Genomic DNA, 22,139 nt, shown 5'->3' with positions numbered 1-22,139 from the left:
CCGCTTGTTATACCGGCTTTCTCGGGCTTTGCCAAGCCATGATGGGGCTTGTAAGCTCTACATTGGTGAAAGTCCGCGTTGCCTCCGCTGGAACTGGAAAGACCAGCAGCCTGGTCCGTCGTTACCTCGAGCTCATCGCTTCCGGTACGCCCCTGCGCCGTATCGCGGGTGTGACCTTTACCCGCAAGGCTGCCGATGAATTGCGGGTACGGGTGGGGTCGGCCATCGTGGAGGTCTTGCAAAACGGCCACCACCAGGGCTACGAGCCTGAGCCCGGAAGCCGCTGGGCTTTTGAGGAGGCCCAGCGCGAGCTACCTGGGGCCATCCTCAGCACCATCCACAGCTTTATGGCCCACTGCCTTCGGCTGGCCGCGCCCCTTTTGCACCTTGACCCGGACTTTGTGGTTTTGGGGGAGTGGGAAGCCAAAGCCCTTTTTGAGGAGGAGTGGAAGACCCTGTGCTACCTGGCCCAGGACCCGGCCCACCGGTTCCACGGGCGCAACTTGGAGGCCTGGGAAGAACCGCTGATCTACCTCTTTAGCCGGCGTTCCTTGGCCGAGGTCTTTGAGCCCGCCGAGGGGGAGGCCAACGCGGAGTTTTTGGAGGTCTATAGAACCGTTTACGCGGCTTATCGGGTCAGGCTGGGAACGGCGCTTCTGCCGCTGGCGGAACTCGAGCAGAAAGCCCTAGAGCTGGTGCGCCACCCTGAAGCCTTGAAGCGGGTGCGGGAACGGGTAAGGGTCCTCTTGGTGGACGAGTATCAGGATGTGAATCCGTTGCAGGGGGCCTTTTTTGAGGCCCTGCAGAAGGCCGGGCTGGCCGTTGAGATTGTGGGCGACCCCAAGCAGTCCATCTACGCGTTTCGCAACGCCGATGTGGAGGTGTTTCGCCAGGCCCTGCGGAGGGGCGATCAGCTCCCCCCATTGCGAAAAACCTACCGCCACAGCCAGGTTCTGGTGCGCTTCCTAAACTCCCTGACCCGACACCTGGCCGAGGAGGGCCGGGGCTTCACCCCAGAAGAGGCCCCTCCGGTGGAAGGGGTGCGCCATGAGGGGGGGCGGCTGGAGGTGCACTGGGTGGTGGGGGAGGAGGCGCTGGAGAGGCTTCGGGCTTACGAGGCCTGGGTGCTGGCTGAGCGGTTGCGGGCCCTTTCGGCCGAGGTGCCCTTTTCCCAGATGGCCGTGCTGGTCCGGGCTTACGGGAGTGTCCCTTACCTCGAGGAAGCCTTTCGGGCTGTGGGGGTTCCCTACGTGCTGCTGCAGGGGCGGGGCTACTACGAGCGGGTGGAGGTACGCGACCTTTACCACGCGCTAAAAGCTGCCCTTGATCCGCGGGGCCTGTCCTTGGCGGCGTTTCTCCGAAGCCCCTTTGGGCAGTCTGAGGAGGGCGGGCTGCGGCCCCTTGCCCTAGCGGAGGTGGAGGGGGTAATGCGCTCCAGCGACCCCCTACAGGCCTTAGGCCAGCTCTTTCCTTCGGTACACCGCCGGCTTCTTCGGATTGGGGAGGAGATCAGGAAGAGGGCTCCCTTGGAAGCGCTGCAGTTCTTGATCCGGGCCCCCCTGATGGGGGAGAGGGCCTACCAGGACTTCCTGGAGCCCCGCGCCCGGGAGAACGTGGACGCGCTGCTTTTTTACTTTGCCCCCCGCCCCCCGGTGAGCCTGGAGGGGCTTTTGGAGCGGCTGGAACACCTCTCCCGTCAAGCCGATGCGGGGGATGTGCCCCAGTCCGGGGAGGGGGTGCAGGTGCTGACGGTGCACCGCGCGAAGGGCCTCGAGTGGCCCTTGGTGGCGGTTTTTGACCTGGGGCGGGGCCCGGATCGGCGCGAGGCCCCTTTGTACCTGTGCAAGCAGGATTTTCAAGGGGATCGGTTGGTGCAGCGCCTGGCCCTGCCCGAAACCCCTTCCTTCGAGGGGTACAAGGCTCAGGCCAGAAGGTTGGAGGAGGAGGAGAGCCTCCGGCTGTTCTACGTGGCGGCCTCGCGGGCCCGTGATGTTCTGCTGCTCACCGGTAGCGTGAATCCAAGTCGGAACCTGGAGGGCTGGGCTGGGGTATTGGAGGCAATGGGGCTAGGGACCAACAGCAAGCCCTACAACAAGCCCGTCTTCCATCTGAGGACCTGGCCCTTCCAGAAGGTCGCGCTGGAGCCCCCTCCGGCCTCGCCCAAGCCGCCCGCTGCCTCGCCGTGGGCAGAGCTGCGGTTTGGCCTCGAGCCCTTTCCACCCCTTTTCTCCCCTTCGGCTTACAAGCGCTTGGAGGCCGAGCCCTTGGCGTTGCCTGACCCTGCTGAGGGTGAGGAAATTCCAGGCCGGGCCCGGGCTGTAGGTACCCTGGTGCACTACGCCATAGGGCAGAACTGGGACCCCAACCACCCCGCTGGGATGGCCAACCTCGAGGCGCAGGAGGTGATGTTTCCCTACGACCCGGGGGAACGAGAAGCCATCATGGCTGAGGTGCGCGAGCTTTTGGTTAAGTATCACGCCCTACTGGGAGAAGCCCTCCCCTGGCCCCGCGAGGAGGACTACGCCGAGTTTGGGGTAGCCCTGCCCATCGGCACCACCGTCTGGCAGGGGGTGATAGACCGGCTCTACCGGGTGGGGGGGCGCTGGTACCTGGAGGACTACAAAACCGACCACGAGCTACAGCCCGAACGCTACCACTTCCAGCTCGGCCTCTACCTGGAGGCGGTGCGGCAGGCCTGGGGCCTGGAGCCCGAAGTACGCTTGGTGTACCTGCGGTTTGGGCAGGTGCTTACCCTGGACAAGGCCTTGCTCGAGGCGGCCCTGGAGCCCATACGGCGGTAGGGCCAATGGGGTTCCCATAGGGCAGGCGTGGGGGTAGACTCTTTGCGATTATGTTTGAAAACATCCTGGTGGAGACCCATGGGGGGGTTGGGCTGGTGCGGCTCAACCGGCCCGAGCAGCTCAACGCGCTAAACACCGCGACCCTAAACGAGCTGGCCCAGGCGGTGCGGGGCTTTGAGCAGGACGAGGCCATAGGGGCCATCGTTCTCACCGGAAACGAGCGGGCTTTCGCTGCCGGGGCGGACATCCTAGAGTTTCAGAGGACCAGCCTTCCCGAACTGCTGCGGGGCCAGCGGACCGATGCCTATGAAACCTTGCGCCGGGTGCGCAAGCCCCTGGTGGCCGCGGTTTCGGGCTACGCTTATGGCGGCGGTTGCGAGCTGGCCATGCTCTGTGACCTGATTGTGGCCTCTGAGACGGCGCGGTTTGCCCAGCCGGAGGTCAACCTGGGCCTCATTCCCGGGGGTGGGGGCACCCAGCGCCTTACCCGGCAGGTGGGCAGGTACCTGGCCATGGAGGTGGTTCTAGCCGGCCGGGTGCTCTCGGCTTGGGAGGCCTACAGGCGTGGGCTGGTCAACCGGGTGGTGCCGGTGGAGCTCTACCTGGAGGAGGCGCTGGAGCTGGCCCAGGGGGTGGCCGAGCGGGCCCCGTTGGCGGTAAGGCTGGCCAAGGATGCGGTGAATCGGGCGCTGGAGGTTGGCTTGGAGGCGGGGTTGGCCTTGGAGCGCAGCAACTTCCTGGTGGCCTTCGGCAGCGAGGATAAGGCCGAGGGAACCCAGGCCTTTGTGGAAAGGCGCAAGCCGGTCTGGAAGGGGCGCTAGGAGGGGAAGATGGGCGTGCTTTTGAGGGAACTAAAAGACGGCGTGCTAACCCTGACCCTAAACCGACCGGAGGCCATCAACGCCCTAACCACCGAGATGCTGCGGGAGCTGGGCAGGGCTTTTGCCAAGGAGGCCCCCGCTCCGGAGGTGCGGGTGGTGGTCTTGAGGGGGGCGGGCCGGGGCTTCTGCTCGGGGCAGGACCTGCGCGAGTTTGAAGGGCAAAGCCTTTCCTACAAGGGCCATCTGCGCAACTACCGCTCGGTGGTGGAGGGGATTGCCGCTTTGGAGAAGCCGGTGCTGGCAGCTATTCACGGTGCGGCCGCAGGGGCTGGGCTCTCGCTGGCCCTGGCCTGCGATCTTCGGGTGGCAGCGGCGGATGCCCTCTTTACTACCGGCTTCAGCAAAATTGGCTTGATACCCGACGCCGGAATGAACTACTACCTGCCCCGCCTAGTGGGCTACGCCCGGGCCTATGAGCTGGCGGTCCTCTCGCCCCGCTTGAAGGCGGAGGAGGCCCTGGCTTTGGGCCTGGTCAACCGGGTGGTGCCGGTGGAGGCCTTTGAGCAGGAAGTAGCCCGCCTAGCCGCAGAGCTGGCCCAAGGGCCCACCAAGACCTACGGCCTCATCAAGCGGGCCCTGCGGCACAGCGCGGGGGCCACCTTGGAAGAGGTGCTCGAGTACGAAGCCTTGCTCCAGGAGGTGGCGGGGCGGACCCAGGACCACAAGGAGGGGGTACAGGCCTTTTACGAAAAGCGCCCGGCGCGGTTCCAGGGCCGGTAGGCAGCTCCGCCGGCGGCCTGTGGTGAGAGAGGGCTATGCTGCGCTACCTCAGGGGTATGGTGCTGAAAAAGGGGCCCTCGAGCACGGTGCTGCTGGTGGGGGGGGTGGGTTTTGAGGTGGCCTGCCCTGCTTCTACCCTAAGCGAGCTGAAAGAGGGTCAGGAGGCTGTCCTACACACCCGGCTTATCGTGCGGGAGGACGACCTCTCTCTTTTCGGCTTTGCCGACGAGGAGAGCCTGGAGCTGTTTGAGCTTCTGCTCTCGGTCTCTGGAGTGGGCCCTCGGGTGGCGCTGAGCTTGCTTTCCTCCCATACCCCCGCGCTCCTGGCCCGGGCTTTGGCCGAAGGCGACCTGCGGCTGCTCACCGCGGCCTCAGGGGTGGGAAGGAAACTCGCCGAGCGCATCGCTTTGGAACTAAAAGGCCGGGTTCCCGCGCACCTGCTGGGCCAAGGTGGGAGGCTGGTGCGCAACAGCCAGACCGAGGAGGCAGAGCTGGCCCTTATCGCCCTGGGCTTCCGCGAAGGCCAGGTGCGCAGCGTAGTGGCGGAGGTTGCCCAGAAGCACCCCACGGCCAGCGCTCAGGAGCTCATCAAGCTGGCCCTAAAGGCACTGCGCTAGAAAGCGCAGGTAGGCTCACAAAGTTTCCAGCCAGGGCAGCATCTCCAGCAGGTTGGAGACCTCAAGATCAGCCTTGTAGCGGGGGTCTTTGGGTTTGAAGCCGCGGTTTACCCAGACCGACCGCATTCCTGCCTGTAAAGCCCCGGCGATGTCCCGCTCGGGGTTGTCGCCCACCATCACGCAGGCCGAGGGCTCCACGCCGAGCTCTAGGCAGATGTGCTCAAAGATGCCGCGCTCGGGCTTGCCCACATCCAGCTCGCCGGACACGGCCACGGCTTGAAAGCGGTCTTGGAGCGAAGCGCCGGCCAGCTTTTCCCGCTGTAGGTCGGGCACCCCGTTGGTGACAAGGCCGAGCTTATAACCTCGCAACCTCTCCAACAGCGCGTCCACCTCCGGGTACCGAGGAAAGAGCCGGCGCTCGCTCAGATAGCGATGGGCCAAGGCCTCACAGAGGGCTTGGTCATGGATGTGTTGTTCCTCTAAGGCCTCCTGCCAGACCGCTACCCGGAAACCGGGAGTCCACTCGCTCAGCGTTTTCAGGGCAGGGTGGGTCTGCACCGTGTAGCGGGCCCAAAGCCCCTCGCCTGCGCTGTGCCCAATGCGTTGGGCGTAGCTGTAGGCGGGTCCCGTCCTCCACAGCCGCACCGCGGCCTCCTCGGCGGCCTGCACCAGCTGGGCGATATCCAGGCTGTACCAGGAGGCCGCGTAAAAGGCGCAACTCTGCAGGGCGTGAAGGGAGACGGGATGGTCTAGAATGAGGGTTTCGTCCAAGTCAAAGAGAACCGCCTGAACCACCGCCCAATCTTACGCTATTCCAGGCTGAAGATGGGCCTAACCCTTGGCTTCCAGCAGCACCCGGGCCCCCACCATCGCGGCCTCCCTTACCTCTTGGGTGAGCTTCAACCCTTCCGCTAAGGCCTGAAGGTAGCTCTCCTCCATCAGGGCCATCTCTACGGCCATGATTTTCTCAAAGGATTCAATGGCCAAAAACACCTCGCTGCCCCGCAGGGCTTGGCGGAAGTGCTCCAGGGTCAGCTCCTGTACGATGCCGGCTGCGGGCAGCACGTGCTCCGGCCGCACCCCGACGCGGGCGTGGACGAGGCCAATGCGCATCCGCCGGGCCGCATAGCCCGCGTCGTAGACCCCCGAGAATATCTCCCGGTACCACGCGGCAAAGGAGCGGTACAGCCGCTCTACCCTTCCCGGTGTTCCCCAGAGGATTTCGTGCATCTCCGGGTCGCGGCCCAGGTAGTCGTAGAAGGCCAAGGCAATCTCCGGGGCCAAAGGAGCCATCAGGGGCTCCAAGCTGCGCAGGGCCTCGGCGTGGTGTTGCTGAAGGCCGGTGCGGGACAGCAGCTTCTGAAGGAGGGTTTGGGCGTCCACTGGGGCAATTGTACCCCCTGGGCGCTACTCGGTGCTCACCTCCTGGGCTACCTGCTGGTTGGTCGGCACCACCATGCGGAAGTGCGCTGCGGGGTCGGCCAGGAGCTTCAGTAGCCGCTCGGCCTTCTCCTCCCGTTCGGCGGCCCGTAGGGTATCCAGGTAGGCGCTCATCAGCTCCCGTACGTCTGCGATGCCCCGCTCGTCGAGCTTTTGGATGACCACCTTGGCCCCCTTGGCCAGCCGGCGCTGCATGGCCTCCTCGGTGAGCCCCATCTCCGGCCAGTAGCGCAGATAGACCCTGCCTCCGGTCATGCCGGAGCAAATCCAGGGGCCCGGGTCACCCAGCACCACCGCCCGTCCCCGGGTCATGTACTCAAAGGCGAAGCCCTTGGCCTGAGCCCGTGCGGCGATGTTGCCCAGCTCGTCTTGAACGGGCCGGTCAGGTTCACCGCCCAGCACCACATCGGCCCCGGAAAGCCTTATGCAGAAGCGGCTGTCGGCCTGGCCCTCCACGATGAGAAGCCCACCGATGGCTCCATAGGCAAAGGACTTGCCCACCGACCCGTCCACGTACTGGCCGTAGGGGTTGCGGCCCTTGAGGATGGCTACCTTGCCCCCAAAGGCGTTTTTGGCTATGCCGTCTTGGGCACCCCCTTCTACTAGGATGTCCAACCCTTCCACATTGAAGGCGGCGATTCCGTTTCCGGCTATGCTTCCCGCGTCAAAGCGCAGCTCCACCCGGGCATCCCAGCCCTTGCCGTAGAGGCGGCGGCGGGCTATCTCCCCAGCCAGGTGGGTGCCCAAGGCGCGGTCGGTAGAGCCTACCGGTCCTTCCTGGAAGACCAGCTCACGCTCTCCTGAGGCGTAGGCCGCGACCACCACATCGGTGATGGAGCGGGTGAGCTGGTTGAGGGGTTTACGCAGGATGTGGGCGGCCCGCTCATTTAACCAGTCGGGGGCCTTCACCGGCTCAAAGAAGTAGCTCAGGTCAAGCTCCTCGGTGTGGCCTTCCTGGGCCAGGAGGTCGCTTCGGCCCACCAGCTCGCGCAGGCTTTGGACCCCTAGGGCCGCCACCAGGCGCCTTAGCTCCTCGCCTTTGGCGCTGAAGAAGGTGACTAGCTGCTCAGTGGCCCGCTCGAGCTCCTGGGGCACAAAGCGCTTTAGGCCATGGGCCTGGGCCTGCTCCAGGGTTTCGATCTGGGTAGCGATACCCACATGGCAGGTGTCGGTCTGGCACTGGCGGCAGATGGTGCAGCCGATGGCCACCATGGCCATGGTGGCCATTCCCACCCGGTCGGCCCCCAGGAGCACCATGCGCAGGACATCGTAGGCAGTTTTGAGGCCCCCGTCGGCCCACAGCTCTACCTTGTCGCGCAGGCCTGCCTGGACCAGGGCCCGGTGGGCCCGCCGCACGCCAATCTCCACCGGAAGCCCGGCGTACTTCAGGGCGTGCCAGCGGGCCGCGCCGGTGCCCCCTTCAAAGCCGGATAGGGCGATCACATCAGCACCGGCCTTGGCGATGCCCACCGCGATGGTGCCGATGCCAGGAATTACTGGAACCTTGACCGAGACCTTGGCCTTGGGGTTTACGGTCTTCAGCTCCTCAATGAGCTGGGCCAGGTCCTCAATGGAGTACAGGTCGTGGTTGTTGGAGGGGGAGATGAGGTCCACCCCGGGCACCGCGTTGCGGGCCGCGGCCACCTTGGCGGTGACCTTCTTTCCGGGGAGGTGGCCCCCCTCGCCCGGCTTGGCCCCCTGGCCGATTTTGATTTCAATGAAGCTGGCCGAGTTGAGCATGTAGGCGTGGGCCCCAAACCGCCCACTGGCCACCTGCTGGCCCCGCCAGTGGGTGTACTTGCCGAGCATGTCGGGGATTTCACCGCCCTCGCCGTTGATGCAGACCATGTTGAGCTTTTTGGCCGCCTCAACGTAGGCCCGGAAGCTGGCCTCACCCTGGGAGCCGAAGCTCATTGCGGTGATTACAAAGGGCAAGGAGTGTCCGCCCACGCTCAGGTCTACTTCTTCCGGCTGGACCGGGGACTTCTCGGGGAAGCGAACCGACAAGAGCTGCCGTGCGGCCACCGGCGACTCGTTCTCTAGGCTCCGCACCTTTTCCTGGAAGTGGGCGTAGGGGGACTGCCCGGTGGCCACCTCTAAGGCGGCTTTGAAGATGCGGGAGTTGAAGCGGAAGTCCTTGGCGGGGGGCACTTTTTCCGCGTGCAGCAGGTTTAGACGTTCCAAGGCGGTGCGCTCGAGCTCCAGGAAGCCGTAGCCGGCCTTGTCGGAGCCCAGGAAGTTGCGAACCCCCAGGGCCTCAGCCAGCTCAGGTTTTAGGCCAATTGCGCTGAAGATGCGCCCGTAGCCCCGCACCTCGTGGATGCCCATGGTGGAAATTACCTTCTCGAGCCCCTTCTTGAGGCCTTCAATGAGGTTTTGCAGCCCTACCACGCCCTTGGCGGCCTGGGCCTTTTGCTGCATTAGCCAGGGTGCCACCGCGTCGGCCCCGAGGCCCAAGCAGACCGCCAGGTCGTGCAGGTTGCGCACCGCTCCGGAGTGCACCACCACAGAGGTGCGCCGCCGCAAGGAGATGCCTTCCTCATCGCGGGTTTCTTCCAGGGCTTTGCCGATGGCTGCCAGGGCCAGGTATATGTCCAGCCAGACCCCGCCCTCAAAGGCCCCACGGTCGGAGAGGACCAGCAGTTCGGCGCCGTTGCGCACCGCTTCTACCGCAGCCTCTTGGAGTCGTTTCACGCCGGCCACCAGGCCCTCTTCCACCGTGAATTGGGAGAGTAAGACGGCATGGTGGAAGCGCCGGAGGGCCTCCTCGTAGGTGAGGGTGCCCTGGCCTTGGGCCACAGCGGGTATCGTGGGGGCAGTTTCCTCCAATAGGAGGGGAACCACCAGCTCCTCTACTTGTCCGCCCCCGCGGCCGTCCGGTGTGGGTCGGCGCCCCAGGATGCTGCGGGTGGAGAAGTGCTCAATCTCGCGCTCCCGGTCAATGGCCGGGTTGGTCACCACGGCCACGGTTTCCTTGAGGAACTCGGAGAGGTTTGGTTTTTCCGGGTTCAAAGCGGCCAGGGGGCCATCATAGCCCAGCGAACCGATGGGCTCGTTGCCCGACTCAGCCAGCGCCTCCAGGTAGCCACCGTCCCAGCGGTCCCATCCGTAGGCCCGCTCGAGGCCCAGCGAGGGAGGGGCCGGTTTTTCCTCCACCTGGGCCTCAGCACCACCCGATAAAGGCGGGGGGGCTGCGTAGCGGGGGCCCAGTAGGTGCACGCGATGCCCTTCTAGGGCTTGGGTTTTGGTGAGGATACGCTCCAGCACTTGCCGCTGGTGACGGTCAAAGGGATAGAGCCGGGCGCCTTCCGGCGTGAGGCGCAGGTACATCTTTTCCCCCGGGGCAAAGGGCCTTGGCTCGGAGACGAACTCCTCCACCGTGAAGACCCCCCGCTCGGAGCTGAAGACGAACTCGCTTTCGGTTTCCACGAACCACAGGGGCCTCAGGCCCATGGCGTCGGTGCCGAAGACCGCCTCGTCGCGGTGGCGGGTTACCAAGGCCGCGGGACCCTGGGCCAGGGGCCCGAAGCGCTGGCGCAGGTTCATGTAGAGGTCCTGTAGGGCCGGGGAATAGTTTTTTATCTCCCCTAGGATAGGCGGGAAGACCACGTCCATGGCTTCGGGGAGCGAGAGGCCGAAGCGGTAGAGCAGCCCCTCTAGAATGCGGTTTAGGTCCTGCGAATCCGAGCCGCTGGTGAGGGGGATGCCCAAGAACCGCCCCTCCCGCCGCAGCCGCTCAATGGTGTTAATCTCGCCGTTGTGCCCCAGAAGCCCAAAGGGCTGCACCGCTTCAAAAGTGGACATGGTGTTGGTGGAGTAGCGGTTGTGCCCCAGGGTAAGGGCGGACTTGTACTCGGCGCGGGAGAGCTCGGGGTAGTAGCGCTTTAGGATTTCCGCCGAGCCCCGCACCTTGTAGACCACGGTGGCGGTGGATAGGGAGACCACGTGCACCGGGAAGCGCTCTTCCAGGAGGAGCCCCAGTTCCCAAAGGGGCCCGTCCCCGTCCGTGGAGAGGCCCGCCACCTGGTAGAACAAAGGCTCGGTGCGTTTTCCTACCGGCCCCAGCACGCTGCTGTTGGTCTCGCCCTTGCGCTCTAGGAGCAGCCGGATGCCCCGCTTGGAGCCCTCTACCCGGAATAGGTCAAAGAGTTCCTGTACACGGCTGCCCTCGCTTTTGGGCACGAAGAAGTGCCCTACGAAAAAGCGAGGGTTCTGGGCTAGGTTGCTGTCCAACCCCGCCTCGTACAGATAGGTGGCCCATAGCTCACGCGGTAGGTCGGTTTGGATACCGGTGCCATCGCCTTCCCCCCGGATTAGGCCAGCCCGATGCGCCATCTTGTAGAGGCTTTCAAGGGTGCGCTGCACGTTGGCGTGGCTTGGGCGGGCGCTTTTTTCAACGATAGCGATGATGCCGCAAGCGTCGCGTCCGGTTGGTATACCAGGATAGGCTTCACTAAATCTCACTTACGACCTCCAGGCTTGGCGAAACGAACCGGTGTTGGGGGGAAAAATCTTCGCAATCTTATGCGAAGATTTGAAGCAGTATACGAACCCCACGCCTGCACGTCAATACCGGGCAAAAGCCTCCTGGGCAGGAGGGAATGGGGCGACCGGGCTAGGCCCTGCTTCGGGGCCCGGGGGTTCGCCCCGCTTGCGCTTGGGGGCCATTTTGGGGTTGAAAACCGATTGTGATGGTGTTTTCTTGACATCGCTTCGGTTTTTTTCCTACAATGCAGGAGGAAGCGTAACGCCTAGGAGGTTTTGTGGAAACGCTGCGCGTCTCCGGCAAATCACGTCCCAACTCCGTTGCGGGTGCCATTGCCGCTTTGTTGCGTTCCCAAAGCGAGGTTGAGGTTCAGGCCATCGGCCCCGAGGCGGTCAACCAGGCGATTAAAGCCATCGCCATTGCCCGTGGCTACATCGCCCCGGACAACCTTGACCTGATCGTCAAGCCGGCCTTTGTGAAGCTCGAGCTGGAAAACGAGGAACGCACCGCCCTGCGCTTTACCGTGCGCAGCCAACCCTTGCAGCCCTAAGCTCTATGGGTACCACCTAGGGGTATGCTTCCACCCGAAGGCCTTGTAGAATGAGGCCGAACCGACGGGCACCAGTCTGTCGGGGTTCTCTTTTGCTTGTGCGGTGAGCCAAGACTCAGAACGCTCATTCGGGGTTTGCTACCCTGATGACTAGGAGGGAAGGAATGACGACGATTACCTTTTTGCTGATGATTCTGGTCTTCGTGGCGACGTTGTTCATCCAGTTTTGGTTACAGCGCACCTACGCCCGCTACAGCCGAGTGGCCAACAGCCGTGGGGTGACGGGCGAGCAGGTGGCTCGAGCCATCCTGGATGCCTATGGGCTGCACCACGTGCGGGTGGAGATGGTGCCCGGGGCCCTGACCGACCACTACGACCCCATAGCCAAGGCGGTGCGGCTTTCTGAGCCCAACTTTCACTCGCCTTCAGCAGCCGCCCTGGCGGTGGCCGCCCACGAAGTGGGGCACGCCATCCAGGACGCCAAGAGCTACGCCTGGTTGAGGGTCCGCCATAGCATTCTGCCCATCGCCAACCTGGGCAGCATGTTCGGTCCTTGGATCTTCCTAGCCGGCATGTTTATGCAGGCTACTGGCCTGATGAGTGTTGGTATCTGGCTTTTCGCCGCCGCAGCTTTGTTCCAACTTGTGACCCTGCCCATTGAATTTGACGCCTCCAACCGGGCTTTGAACATTCTCAAGAAGATGAACTTCCTGGACCGCAGCGAGATGGACGGGGCCCGGGCAGTGCTGACGGCGGCGGCCCTGACCTATGTGGCGGCCCTGGCCAACTCGGTGGCCACCATTCTGCACTACGTGGCCATTATGATGTCCAACCGGGAGTAAGGAGCTTGGGCTCCTGCGCCCCGCGGGGAGGACCCGCGGGGCTTTTTGCTCAAGGGTTCATCCGCCACTTCGGGCCCTCGCGGGTGTCCTCCACCAGCACCCCCAGCTCGGCCAGGCGGTCGCGTATACGGTCGGCCTGGGCGAAGTTCCGGTTGCGCCGGGCCTCTTCGCGCATCTCCAGAAGGAGCTCAACCAGGCCCTGGAGCAAAGCCCCGCCCACCTGCTCCAGCACCCGGTGAGGGAACAGCCCCAGCACCCCTTCCCCCAGCTCGGCGAAGGCTCGCTCGGCCCTGGCCAGGCTCTCCCGGCCGGGCTGCTCGAGGAGGGTTTTGTTCAGCTCGGTGACGAAGTTGAAGAAAGCGGCGATGGCCTGGGGGGTGTTCAGGTCATCGTTCAGGGCCTCGGCGAACTCGGCCTCCAGCCGGTCTAGGGCCCCCTCGAGCCCGGGGTGCACGCCCGGAGGTGCCCCCGGCAGCCGCCGCCGCACCTCGCGGTAGGCGTTCAGCAGGCGTAGGTACCCGTTTTTAGCTCCTTCTAGGCCTTCATCGGTGAAGTCCAGCACGCTCCTGTAGTGGCTGTTCAGCAGGTAGAACCGGATGTACATCGGCTCGTGCCGGGCCCGTAGCTCGGCCAGGGTGACGAAGTTACCGGTACTCTTGGCCATTTTCTGCCCGTTGAGCAGGACGTGGTAGTGGTGCATCCAGTAACGGGCGAAGGTGTGCCCGGCGGCCTCGGCTTGGGCGATCTCGGCCTCGTGGTGAGGGAACTGCAGGTCTACCCCTCCGGCGTGGATGTCAAAGCCGTCGCCCAGGTACTTGAGGCTCATGGCCGAGCACTCGATGTGCCAACCGGGGAATCCTACCCCCCACGGCGAGCTCCAGCGCATGATGTGCCCCGGCTCAGCCCGTTTCCAAAGGGCAAAGTCGCGGGGATCTTCCTTCTCCTCGCGCACCTCCACGCGTGCCCCCGCCTCCTGCTCCTCTATCTCCCGGTTGGAGAGCTTACCGAAGCTGGGCCAGCTTCGCACCCGGAAGTAGACCGAGCCGTTGGCCACATAAGCGTGCCCGCGCTCGAGGAGGGCCTGGATGAGCTCTATCTGCTCGGGAATGTGCCCCGCGGCCCTGGGGGCAATGTCGGGGCGAAGGACATTTAGGGCCTGCATCTCATCAAAGTAGCTCCACATGTACTTTTCGGCCACTTCCATGGGCTCTAAGCGCTCTACGCGGGCGCGGCGCTGTATTTTGTCCTCCCCCGCGTCGGCGTCGTCGGTTAGGTGGCCCACATCGGTGATGTTGGAGACAAAGCGCACCCTGTAGCCCTGGTGGCGTAGCCAGCGGCGCAGCACGTCGTAGACGATGGGGCCTCGAGCGTGGCCCAGGTGGGGTTCGGCGTAGACCGTCGGGCCGCATACGTAGATGCCCACGTAGCCTGGCGTGGTGGGAGTGAAGGTCTGCTTGGTGCGGGTGAGGGTGTTGTAGATTTGAAGCGGCATAGGGAAGCTCCAGGGTTGGGCTGGATCAGCAGGGTTTTATTAAAACGCCATCCCCTAAGGCAGGGGCCGCTAACATTGGCGGGGGCTCGCCACGAGGAAAAGTATACCCTTCCCCAGGGCTTGGGGCTTTTGGGGAGGTGTGGCCTAGGTGGCCAGGCAGCGCTCTTTGAGGCCTGCCAAGAGGCCTTCTACGTTCTCCTGCATGAGCTTTTTGACCAGCTTTTGCAGCAGGCCCCCGAAGATGGGGATGTTCAGCTCGTACTCCAGCCGCAAGGCGGCCTTGGTGCCCTCTCCTTCGGGGAGGAAGGTCCAGGTGCCCTGGTAGAGGTCAAAGTCCCCCTCGGTGCTTTCAAATTCGTTGCGCAGCTCGCTGTCAAACCACCTTTCCTCCTCAATCCACTGGACCTTCTTGCCCATCGCCACCGCCACGAAGCGGGTGCGGGAGGTGCTGCCCGTGTCCTCTAGGACCTCTAGGGTTTCCACGTCTTTCAGGTAGGGCTTTAGCCCGGCCAAATCCCGAGCGGCCCGGTAGACCTCCTGGGGGGGCTTGGGGATGTAGAGCTCGGCGTAGACCTCTGGCATGAGGTTAGTCTACCAGGTGGGAATTCCCTGACCTCAGCGTTGGTAGACTTGGGACAAGCGGAGGAGGGTATGAAGCAGCCGGGGGGTTTTGAGTTTCACGTTTCTAAGCGAGCACGTGACCGCTACCGTTTTGACCTCTCGCTTTTCTCCCTGAGCGGAAATGTGATTCTGGCTGACTTCCAAGCGGCCCGGCGCTTTGCCGCGGCCATGAACGCCAAAAGGCCCCCCGGGCAGGCGGTGAGCCCGGCCCAGATTAACGCCATGGGCCTCATTGATGAGGTGTTGCACCTTCTGGTCCGGCAGTACCTGGCAGAGCACCCCGGGGCGATGCGAGAAGCCCTTGGATACCTGGCCGAGCGGGTGGGAAAGGGGGAGCTGGAGAGGGTTCTGTGGGCCTTTGCCGAGGAGTTTCCCCCCCTTAGGGTCTACCGGGGAGAGCAGAGCCTAGAGGCGTACATAGAGGGCCAGACCGAAGGGATTCCCCACCGCGAGATTTTGCTCGAAGAACTCCTCATGCTCCATCTGGCCAACGCCAACCCGGCCTTTGGGCCTTTTCTCGAGCTTTTTGACGACGCCGGCCTCGAGGCCTCCACCGCCTACCCTGCGGTGATCCTCCACCTCGAGCGTTTCTTTGCCTCTAGGCCCGCTTTTGGCGGAGAGGGGCTGTCGCTTTTCCAGGTCCTGCGCTTGCCGGCCCGGCTCTACCCCGACTCCCTAGAGGCCCAGCTTCGCTTCCTGATGGAGCGCTTTGGGGGACGGCTGGGGGCCGTTTACTACCGGCTTTTGGTGGCCTTGGATGTGGTGCGTGAGGCGGCCCGCTCGTTCGCTGTGCCGGTGGGCCCTGGGGCCCCTCAAAGGCCTGCCGAGAGCCCGTTGTTGGACCGGAAGTGGCTTTTGGCGAGCGCGCAGCTCGAGCCGGAGGCCTTTAGCCCAGACCGAGAGTGGATGCCGCGGGTGGTGCTGCTGGCCAAGAACACCTTTGTCTGGCTTGACCAGCTTTCCAAAAGGTACGCCCGGTCCATCCAGACCCTGGACGCCATTCCCGAGGAGGAGCTAAAGCGGCTTCAGGACTGGGGGGTGAACGCCCTGTGGTTGATTGGGGTCTGGGAGCGCAGCCGGGCCTCCCGCCAGATCAAACGCCGGATGGGGAACCCTGAGGCTTTGGCCTCGGCCTACGCCATATACGACTACACCATCGCCGAGGCACTGGGGGGAGAGTCGGCGCTAGAGGCGCTGCGTTGGAAGGCGGCCCGGTATGGTATACGCCTGGCGGCGGACATGGTGCCCAACCACACCGCGATGGACGGCCGCTGGGTGATGGAGCACCCCGAGTGGTTCATTGGCCTGCCCTACTCCCCTTTCCCTAGCTATAGTTTTGGTGGACCCGACCTCAGCGAAGACCCCCGGGTGGGCCTTTACCTGGAGGACCACTACTACGACCGCTCCGATGCGGCGGTGGTCTTCAAGCGGGTGGACCGGCAAAGCGGTGAGGTGCGCTACATCTACCACGGCAACGACGGGACCGCCATGCCCTGGAACGACACCGCCCAGCTCAACTACCTGCTCCCCGAGGTGCGGGAAGCGGTCATCCAGACCATCCTCAAGGTGGCCCGCCGGTTCCCCATCCTTCGCTTTGACGCTGCTATGACCCTGACCAAGCGGCACTACCAGCGGCTGTGGTGGCCCCCGCCGGGAGGATCGCCCTGGGGGCCTTCGGTGCCCAGCCGGGCTGAGCACGCCATGCCTCAGGAGGACTTTGACCGGGCCATGCCCCAGGAGTTCTGGCGGGAAGTGGTGGACCGGGTGGCCCAAGAAGCGCCCGATACCCTGCTTTTGGCCGAGGCTTTTTGGATGATGGAGGGCTACTTCGTGCGCAGCCTGGGGATGCACCGGGTCTACAACTCGGCCTTTATGCACATGCTGCGCGATGAGGAGAACGCCCGCTACCAGGAGATTTTGAGGAATACCCTGGCGTTTGAACCGGAAATCCTCAAGCGCTTCGTGAACTTCCTCAGCAATCCCGACGAGAAGACTGCGTTGGAGCAGTTTGGCAAGGGGGACAAGTACTTTGGCGTGATGACCCTTTGCGCCACCCTGCCGGGCCTGCCCATGCTGGCCCACGGCCAGGTGGAAGGGCTGGCCGAGCGCTACGGAATGGAGTATGGCCGGGCCTACTACGACGAGGCGCCGGACGAGGGGCTTGTGGCCTACCACCAGGAGCAGATAGCCCCTCTCCTGAAGGAACGGGCGCTTTTCGCCGAGGTAGAGAACTTCGTCCTGTACGAGGCCGAGCAGGAAGACGGGGTGAACCAGGACGTTTTCGCCTACTCCAACCGGAAAGACGGGGTGCGGGCGCTGGTGGTCTACCACAATAAAAACGCCACTGCCCGGGTTTGCCTGCGCCGCTCGGTGCCCCAGCTCTTCAAGGCCTCAGGGGGGCGGGAGGTGCGTCGGGTGAGCCTGGCGGAGGGCTTGGGGCTGCACCTGGCGGAGGGGTATTACAGCCTCTTTCGCGACCGGGTAACGGGGTTGGAGTACCTGCGGCCCAACCGGGCGCTTGCGGAGGGGGGGCTTTGCCTCGAGCTGGGCCCCTACCAGCGGCGGGTGTTCATGGATTGGCGCGAGGTGTACGACACTGATGGCAGCTACGCCCAGCTTTACCAGGCTTTGGGGGAGTGGGGGGTGCCGAGCCTAGGGGAAGCCCGGCTTTCCCTCTGGCTGGCTCCCGTGCACGCTCCCTTGCGCAGGCTGCTTGCCCCCCAGCGGCTGCGCCGGCTTTTGCAGGGCCGGTTGGGGGGCTTGGAGGAGGAGCTTCGGATGCTCTATCGGGGCCTGCGGGGCTTTGCCCCAGCCCTGAGGCTTCCCCCGCCCAGGCGTGTTTTGAAGCGGCTAGAGGGTGCGCTTTGGGCCACCCAGGCTGAGCCTCAGGCGGAGGTGAGGATGGCCCTCCTGGGCTGGGCCTTGGTTTTGGGGCTCGAGGCCCACCTAGAGGAGTGGCGTTTGAGGGGGCTTCTGGAGGAGGCCTTTCAGGAGGCGGGGCTAGGGGCCGAAGCGGCCCGCCGGGCAGCTGGGCTGGTGGAGGTGCTGGCCACCCCCGGCCTTCCCAGGGAGCCCCGGGTCTACCCTCGCCTGCTGAGCGACCCCCGCTGGCGGGACTTTTTGGGGGTCAACCACTTTGCTGGAGAAACCTACTTCAACCGCGAGGCCCATGCCCTCCTCTGGGCGGCCCTAAAGGGGAGGGCCTTGGCCTTGGCCCACGCCGAGGGGGTTTCTGCTGCGCGGAGGGGGGCCCTGCGGAGGGCTTGGTCGTCCCTCGAGGCCCGGCTAAACCGGACGGCGGAGGAGGTGGGCTACCGGTTTCCGGCCTACCTGGCTGCCCTCAGGCCTCCCAAAGGCCGAAAGGTGGGGGACGACCTCACCCGCATCTGGGGCGTCGGCCCCAGCACGGCCCAAGCCTTGCGGGCAGCGGGCTATATCACCTACGCCCGGCTGGCTAAGGCCAGCCAGGAAGCTCTGCGCCATGCGCTGGCCGCGGCCGGGCTGCGTAGCCCTTCCAGCCTGCCCACCTGGCCCCAGCAGGCTGCTTACCTAGCCGCAGGCGATCAGGTGGGCCTGGCTGAGTATCTCCGGACGCTGCGCCCTAGGCCTGAAGGTCGGTGACCTCGGGTTTTAGCTGGAGCTGCTCTATGTAGGCGAGGTAGTCGGCCTCGCTCAGCGGGTACCTTCCCGCTAGGGCTACGATAAAGGCCTCCATTACGTTGGTCCCAAAACTGCGGCCTTCCAGCCGGGGGGTGGTGGTGATGAGCTTGGCCACGCCTCGAGCCCGCAAAAACGCTAGGTCTTCCTCGGTGGTGGTGTTGGTGAGGACGACTTTGCCCTCCATCCTCTCGGGCATAAAACGCCTGATGAAGTGCCAGTCGCCCGCCACCACCTGGGCCCAGGTGAAGTAGCGCTGGCGCCAGTCCAGTACCTGCTTTTCCTGCTTCTCCCCGGTGGGGTAAAGCCACTGGAAGGGGAGCTGGGTGATGAGGGGCAGAAGGAGGTAGCCCAGCTTCTGCAGGAGGGAGAGGCGGTAGATGGGGATGGGCAGGCCCAGCCCAAAGATGAGGTCTCCATAAAGGGTCTGGGCCCCCGCTTCGTCTAGGGCCTCGGCCAGGCCAAAGCGGTCCACCGCACTGGGGACCAGCACCCTCTTGCCCCGCCAGCCCAGCGCGTTCTCTAGGGCTTGCACAGCGCGGCGCTCGAGGGTGTGCTTCAGCCCCGAGCCGTCCACCATGGGGGTCTTCCGGGCCGCCGTGGCGATCCGCTGTGCGTCGCGAAAGGTGTAGCGGCGGCCTCCGGCATACACGTATAAGTCGGCCCCTCCGAGCCCGAAGGCCTCTACCTCGCCGTCTAGCTCCTTGACCAACTCAATGGCCCTTTCCCAGCTTCCATCGGTGCCGATGCGCTCCAGCACAAAGGTTTCCCCCAGGATATGCACCTCGGCCCTGGAGTTGCGCTTGGACGAGCCGATAGAGATGCTCACAATGCGCTTGGGCATGCCAGATAGTCTACCTCAGGTGTACTTATCCCCCCGCACCACCTCCACGGTCTCCACATACGCGATGACCGCGTAGTTGGGGAAGTAGATCTCGGCCAGGTGGGCCAGGATTTTTTCGGCCACCTCGGGGCTCACGATGGTCTCCAGGCGAATGTTGCCTCCCTCCCACTCGCTGGCCCGCACCCCCCGGCTGCCCTCGCCGCGGGCCTCGGTGATGGTGTAGCCCTTGGCCCCAAGGCGTTTTATCTCGCGAACCAGCCGTTCTTCCAAAAACCCCTCGGCGATGATGGTAACCAGCTTGCGCGCGACCAGCGCCATCACATACCTCCGTGCAAAAAGCGGGAGAAGGCGAAGTAGAGGGGGATTCCCAGGGTCAGGTTGAAGGGAAAGGTGATTCCCAGCGAGGCCGTCAGGTAGTAGCTGGGGTTGGCCTGGGGCAGGGCGATGCGCACAGCGGCGGGTGCGGCAATGTACGAGGCGCTGGCTGCCATGGCCCCCAGAACCGTGGCCCCGCCCACCGACATCCCGGCCAGGCTGCCCAGCCAGACCCCCAAGGCCCCCTGGACCACCGGCATCCCCAGGCCAAAGCCGATAAGAAAGGCGCCGGTAGTCCTGAGGTCGCGCAGGCGTTTGGCCGCGACCATCCCCAGCTCCAGGAGGAACAACACCAGGACCCCCTGAAAGGGGTCCACGAAGGCCGCGGCTACCTTTTTGAGGCCCTCTGGCCCGCTTAGGAAGCCGATGAGAGAGCCTCCCACCAACAACAAGACGCTGCGGCCGGTAAGGATTTCGCGGATCGCTTCGCCCATTGGGCCTCCTTTTAGGTTGCGACGGGCGATGAGCAGGGCGATGACGATGGCCGGGACCTCCAGGATGGCTACCAGGGTGGGCAGATAGCCTTCTACCGACTGCCGGAGCGACTGCATGAGGGTATTAGCAGCGATGAAGGTTACTGCCGAGACCGAGCCGTAGTGGGCCGCCAGGGCCGCAGCGTTGACCACGTCCATGCGGCCAAGCCGCCGCAGCACGGCGTAGGAGAGCAGCGGGGTGGACACCCCCAGGGCCAAGGTAGCCAAAGCGGGCTTCCACAGCTCACTCCATGGGGTGGCCGCCAGGGCCGCCCCTCCCTTGAGCCCGATGGCCAGGAGCAGGTAGATGGAGAGGCTGGTGTAGAGGGCCTCGGGAATCCTGAGGTCGGAACGGACCAAGGTGGCCACCATCCCCAAGGCGAAGGCCAGCACCGCGGGGGAAAGCAGGTTGGCGCGAAGGAGTTCTAGGGTTTCCATGGTTTGGACAAGTCGGTGACGTGGGGTCTTAAGGCCATGCCATGGGTTTTGGCGGGAAGCGATGGGGCAGGCTTTCCATGCGGGCTCCCATTCTACTGCCCTTGTCCCAGGGAGTAGGCGGGTTTTCCGTTGAAGTTGTAAAGGTGCTCGGTCTTGATGAAGTCCAGACCCGCCTCAGCCAGCCGCCCCAGCAGCTCCACGATGTCGCGGTGGCTGGGGTGGCCCTGCTCGCTCATGAAGCGTCCTCGCCAGTGGTCGGTGCGGAAGGTTTCCGGGAAGCCGCCCGGCCAGACCTTGACCCCCCGGTTGGTGATTAGGGTGAGCTTGAGCTTCTCGGTAGAGAAGGGCTGCAGAAGCCGGGCCAGCTCCTCGGGCTGGGTACCGCGCCAGCAGAAGAAGACGTCCACCCCGACCAGCTCCCTTTGGGCAGGCGGTTGTTCCCGAACCCGAATGGGAGGCATAGGGGTCTTGCTGGCCTCGCTAAACCGAACCGGAGGGAGCTGCTCGGGTAGCTTGCCAAGCCGCTCAATGACCATATCGGCGAAGGCCTCGGTGCCTACCTTTTTCCGGCTCACCCGCTCGTCGTAGATGTCTGGGGTGTGGATACCGTCCTCCAGGGTTTTGAGCCAGGCATTCTGGATTCGCGCGGCGGCCTCGGGCTGACCAATGTGAACCAGCAGCAAAACGGCGGCTTGGAGCAGGCCAGAGGGGTTGGCCACGCCTTTCCCCGCTATATCCGGCGCGCTGCCGTGCACCGCTTCAAACATGGCGCAGTCGTCTCCCACGTTCGCGGAACCCGCCAGTCCTACCGACCCCGCCACCTCGGCGGCGATGTCGGAGAGGATGTCCCCATAGAGGTTGGGGGCCAGAATGACGTCAAAGCGCTGGGGGGCCTCGGCCAGGCGTGCGGCCCCGATGTCCACAATCATGTGCTCCTTTTGTATGTCTGGGTACTCGCTTCCGACCTCCTCAAAGATTTTGTGGAAGAGGCCGTCGGTGAGCTTCATGATGTTGTCCTTGGTGATGCAGGTGACCCTTTTGCGCCCGTTCCGTCGGGCGAACTCAAAGGCGTAGCGGACGATGCGTTCGGTTCCTGGCCTGGAGATGAGCTTCAGGCACTGCACCACCTGGTCGGTTTGCTGGTGTTCAATCCCGGCGTAGAGGTCCTCCTCGTTTTCCCGCACGATGACCAGATCAATGGCCTTGTGCTTAGTGGCGACAAAGGGCTCGTAGCTTCGTACCGGCCGCACGTTGGCGTAGAGGCCGAGGGTTTTGCGCACGGTTACGTTCAGGCTCTTGTAGCCGCCGCCCTGAGGCGTGGTAATCGGGGCTTTGAGGAAGACCCGGGTACGGCGCAGGCTCTCCCAGGCCTTTTCCTCTATACCGCTGGTGTGCCCCCGGCGGTAGACGCTCTCGCCAATCTCAATGAACTCGGGTTCCAAAAGGGCCCCGCCCGCCTCTAGGATGCGCAGCACTGCACGCATAATCTCGGGGCCGATGCCGTCGCCGTAGGCCACTGTGATGGGGGTTTTCTGCATACCTTCTCCCGGGCCCCAATCCTAGGGCAAAGCTCCAGGTGGGAGGCGGGCTTGAGTCATGGTGATTTTCTGCTAGACTGCCCATAGCCTGGGGAGCAGCAGCTCAAAATTCGGTGGGCGGTCCAGCTCGAGCCAAAATGAGGGTAAACTACCCTCCTGATGAAGCTTCCACCCCATCCCTTAGTAGGCCTGATTATGGGCTCTAAGTCCGACTGGGAAACCCTCGAGCCGGCCGCCCAGACCCTAGAGGCGCTGGGGGTGCCTTTTGAGGTTCGGGTGGTCTCGGCCCACCGCACCCCTGACCTGCTCTTTGAGTACGCCGAGCAGGCTGAGGGGAGGGGGCTCGAGGTCATCATTGCCGGGG

General features: G+C 64.3%; 17 protein-coding genes. 8 read left to right on the top strand and 9 right to left on the bottom strand.

Features of this window, described 5'->3' with window-relative positions; genetic code table 11:
* Positions 1–65 precede the first annotated feature (65 nt).
* The 4 genes from Mlute_RS04750 to ruvA are packed head-to-tail and all read left to right on the top strand — an operon-like array spanning position 66 to position 5,019.
* The gene (locus tag Mlute_RS04750; RefSeq protein ID WP_119359603.1) at positions 66–2,801 is read left to right on the top strand and encodes a UvrD-helicase domain-containing protein; all 2,736 of its coding nucleotides are present in this window, start codon (positions 66–68) and stop codon (positions 2,799–2,801) included.
* Positions 2,802–2,851: 50 nt separating this feature from the next.
* On the top strand, positions 2,852–3,622 hold the full coding sequence (locus Mlute_RS04745; protein WP_119359602.1) for an enoyl-CoA hydratase-related protein: 771 nt from the start codon (positions 2,852–2,854) through the stop codon (positions 3,620–3,622).
* 9 nt (positions 3,623–3,631) lie between these two features.
* Positions 3,632–4,402: an enoyl-CoA hydratase-related protein gene (locus Mlute_RS04740; protein WP_119359601.1), complete on the top strand. Its 771-nt coding sequence runs from the start codon at positions 3,632–3,634 to the stop codon at positions 4,400–4,402.
* Positions 4,403–4,437: 35 nt separating this feature from the next.
* Complete coding sequence (gene ruvA, locus Mlute_RS04735; protein WP_119359600.1) at positions 4,438–5,019, top strand: Holliday junction branch migration protein RuvA; 582 nt, start codon at positions 4,438–4,440, stop codon at positions 5,017–5,019.
* A 15-nt stretch (positions 5,020–5,034) separates the two neighbouring features.
* On the opposite strand, the gene Mlute_RS04730 is transcribed toward ruvA, so the two are convergent.
* The 3 genes from Mlute_RS04730 to Mlute_RS04720 are packed head-to-tail and all read right to left on the bottom strand — an operon-like array spanning position 5,035 to position 10,923.
* The gene (locus Mlute_RS04730) at positions 5,035–5,814 is read right to left on the bottom strand and encodes an HAD family hydrolase (RefSeq protein ID WP_119359599.1); all 780 of its coding nucleotides are present in this window, start codon (positions 5,812–5,814) and stop codon (positions 5,035–5,037) included.
* Between the two features lie 36 nt (positions 5,815–5,850).
* Positions 5,851–6,402 (bottom strand): protoglobin domain-containing protein, encoded by a 552-nt coding sequence (locus tag Mlute_RS04725; protein ID WP_119359598.1) that lies wholly within the window; start codon positions 6,400–6,402, stop codon positions 5,851–5,853.
* A 24-nt stretch (positions 6,403–6,426) separates the two neighbouring features.
* Positions 6,427–10,923, bottom strand: a complete 4,497-nt coding sequence (locus Mlute_RS04720) for a glutamate synthase-related protein (RefSeq protein ID WP_119359597.1) — start codon at positions 10,921–10,923, stop codon at positions 6,427–6,429.
* A gap of 299 nt (positions 10,924–11,222) precedes the next feature.
* On the opposite strand from Mlute_RS04720, the gene Mlute_RS04715 reads away from it, so the two are divergent.
* Both Mlute_RS04715 and Mlute_RS04710 read left to right on the top strand, forming a co-directional pair.
* Positions 11,223–11,495, top strand: coding sequence for a stage V sporulation protein S (locus Mlute_RS04715; RefSeq protein WP_119359596.1), 273 nt, complete (start codon positions 11,223–11,225; stop codon positions 11,493–11,495).
* Positions 11,496–11,659: 164 nt separating this feature from the next.
* Positions 11,660–12,337: a zinc metallopeptidase gene (locus Mlute_RS04710; protein ID WP_182482476.1), complete on the top strand. Its 678-nt coding sequence runs from the start codon at positions 11,660–11,662 to the stop codon at positions 12,335–12,337.
* 49 nt (positions 12,338–12,386) lie between these two features.
* Here the strand turns inward: Mlute_RS04710 and cysS are convergent, their stop codons facing one another.
* Both cysS and Mlute_RS04700 read right to left on the bottom strand, forming a co-directional pair.
* Complete coding sequence (gene cysS / locus Mlute_RS04705) at positions 12,387–13,829, bottom strand: cysteine--tRNA ligase (protein WP_119359595.1); 1,443 nt, start codon at positions 13,827–13,829, stop codon at positions 12,387–12,389.
* Positions 13,830–13,973: 144 nt separating this feature from the next.
* A complete protein-coding gene (locus tag Mlute_RS04700; protein ID WP_119359594.1) occupies positions 13,974–14,411 on the bottom strand; it encodes a type II toxin-antitoxin system RatA family toxin in 438 nt (145 codons plus the stop codon).
* A 69-nt stretch (positions 14,412–14,480) separates the two neighbouring features.
* Between Mlute_RS04700 and Mlute_RS16425 the strand changes: the two genes are divergently transcribed.
* Positions 14,481–18,071: an alpha-amylase family glycosyl hydrolase gene (locus Mlute_RS16425; protein ID WP_119359593.1), complete on the top strand. Its 3,591-nt coding sequence runs from the start codon at positions 14,481–14,483 to the stop codon at positions 18,069–18,071.
* Here Mlute_RS16425 and Mlute_RS04690 read toward each other — a convergent pair.
* From Mlute_RS04690 to Mlute_RS04675, 4 genes are all read right to left on the bottom strand, one after another.
* The gene (locus Mlute_RS04690; RefSeq protein WP_119359592.1) at positions 18,052–18,951 is read right to left on the bottom strand and encodes a quinate 5-dehydrogenase; all 900 of its coding nucleotides are present in this window, start codon (positions 18,949–18,951) and stop codon (positions 18,052–18,054) included. The two genes, Mlute_RS16425 and Mlute_RS04690, sit on opposite strands and share 20 nt — an antisense overlap.
* A gap of 15 nt (positions 18,952–18,966) precedes the next feature.
* A complete protein-coding gene (locus Mlute_RS04685; RefSeq protein WP_119359591.1) occupies positions 18,967–19,269 on the bottom strand; it encodes a P-II family nitrogen regulator in 303 nt (100 codons plus the stop codon).
* On the bottom strand, positions 19,269–20,237 hold the full coding sequence (locus tag Mlute_RS04680; protein WP_119359590.1) for a sodium-dependent bicarbonate transport family permease: 969 nt from the start codon (positions 20,235–20,237) through the stop codon (positions 19,269–19,271). The genes Mlute_RS04685 and Mlute_RS04680 overlap by 1 nt, the downstream gene beginning before the upstream one ends.
* Positions 20,238–20,329: 92 nt before the next feature.
* Positions 20,330–21,775 (bottom strand): NADP-dependent isocitrate dehydrogenase, encoded by a 1,446-nt coding sequence (locus Mlute_RS04675; protein WP_119359589.1) that lies wholly within the window; start codon positions 21,773–21,775, stop codon positions 20,330–20,332.
* 159 nt (positions 21,776–21,934) lie between these two features.
* On the opposite strand from Mlute_RS04675, the gene Mlute_RS04670 reads away from it, so the two are divergent.
* Positions 21,935–22,139, top strand: a 205-nt coding sequence (locus tag Mlute_RS04670; protein ID WP_147371034.1) for an AIR carboxylase family protein, incomplete at its 3' end; no start/stop codon positions are given.

This window comes from Meiothermus luteus (assembly GCF_003574085.1).
In the GTDB taxonomy this organism is placed as follows: domain Bacteria; phylum Deinococcota; class Deinococci; order Deinococcales; family Thermaceae; genus Meiothermus; species Meiothermus luteus.
The sequence above is the reverse complement of the archived record's forward strand: the minus strand, read 5'-3'. Positions and strand labels throughout refer to the sequence as shown.

Coding starts and splice junctions, on each gene's coding strand:
- Mlute_RS04745 (WP_119359602.1), top strand. CDS start 2,852: ATGTTTGAAAACATCCTGGTGGAGACCCATGGGGGGGTTGGGCTGGTG.
- Mlute_RS04740 (WP_119359601.1), top strand. CDS start 3,632: ATGGGCGTGCTTTTGAGGGAACTAAAAGACGGCGTGCTAACCCTGACC.
- ruvA (WP_119359600.1), top strand. CDS start 4,438: ATGCTGCGCTACCTCAGGGGTATGGTGCTGAAAAAGGGGCCCTCGAGC.
- Mlute_RS04710 (WP_182482476.1), top strand. CDS start 11,660: ATGACGACGATTACCTTTTTGCTGATGATTCTGGTCTTCGTGGCGACG.
- cysS (WP_119359595.1), bottom strand. CDS start 13,829: ATGCCGCTTCAAATCTACAACACCCTCACCCGCACCAAGCAGACCTTC.
- Mlute_RS04700 (WP_119359594.1), bottom strand. CDS start 14,411: ATGCCAGAGGTCTACGCCGAGCTCTACATCCCCAAGCCCCCCCAGGAG.
- Mlute_RS16425 (WP_119359593.1), top strand. CDS start 14,481: ATGAAGCAGCCGGGGGGTTTTGAGTTTCACGTTTCTAAGCGAGCACGT.
- Mlute_RS04690 (WP_119359592.1), bottom strand. CDS start 18,951: ATGCCCAAGCGCATTGTGAGCATCTCTATCGGCTCGTCCAAGCGCAAC.
- Mlute_RS04685 (WP_119359591.1), bottom strand. CDS start 19,269: ATGGCGCTGGTCGCGCGCAAGCTGGTTACCATCATCGCCGAGGGGTTT.
- Mlute_RS04680 (WP_119359590.1), bottom strand. CDS start 20,237: ATGGAAACCCTAGAACTCCTTCGCGCCAACCTGCTTTCCCCCGCGGTG.
- Mlute_RS04675 (WP_119359589.1), bottom strand. CDS start 21,775: ATGCAGAAAACCCCCATCACAGTGGCCTACGGCGACGGCATCGGCCCC.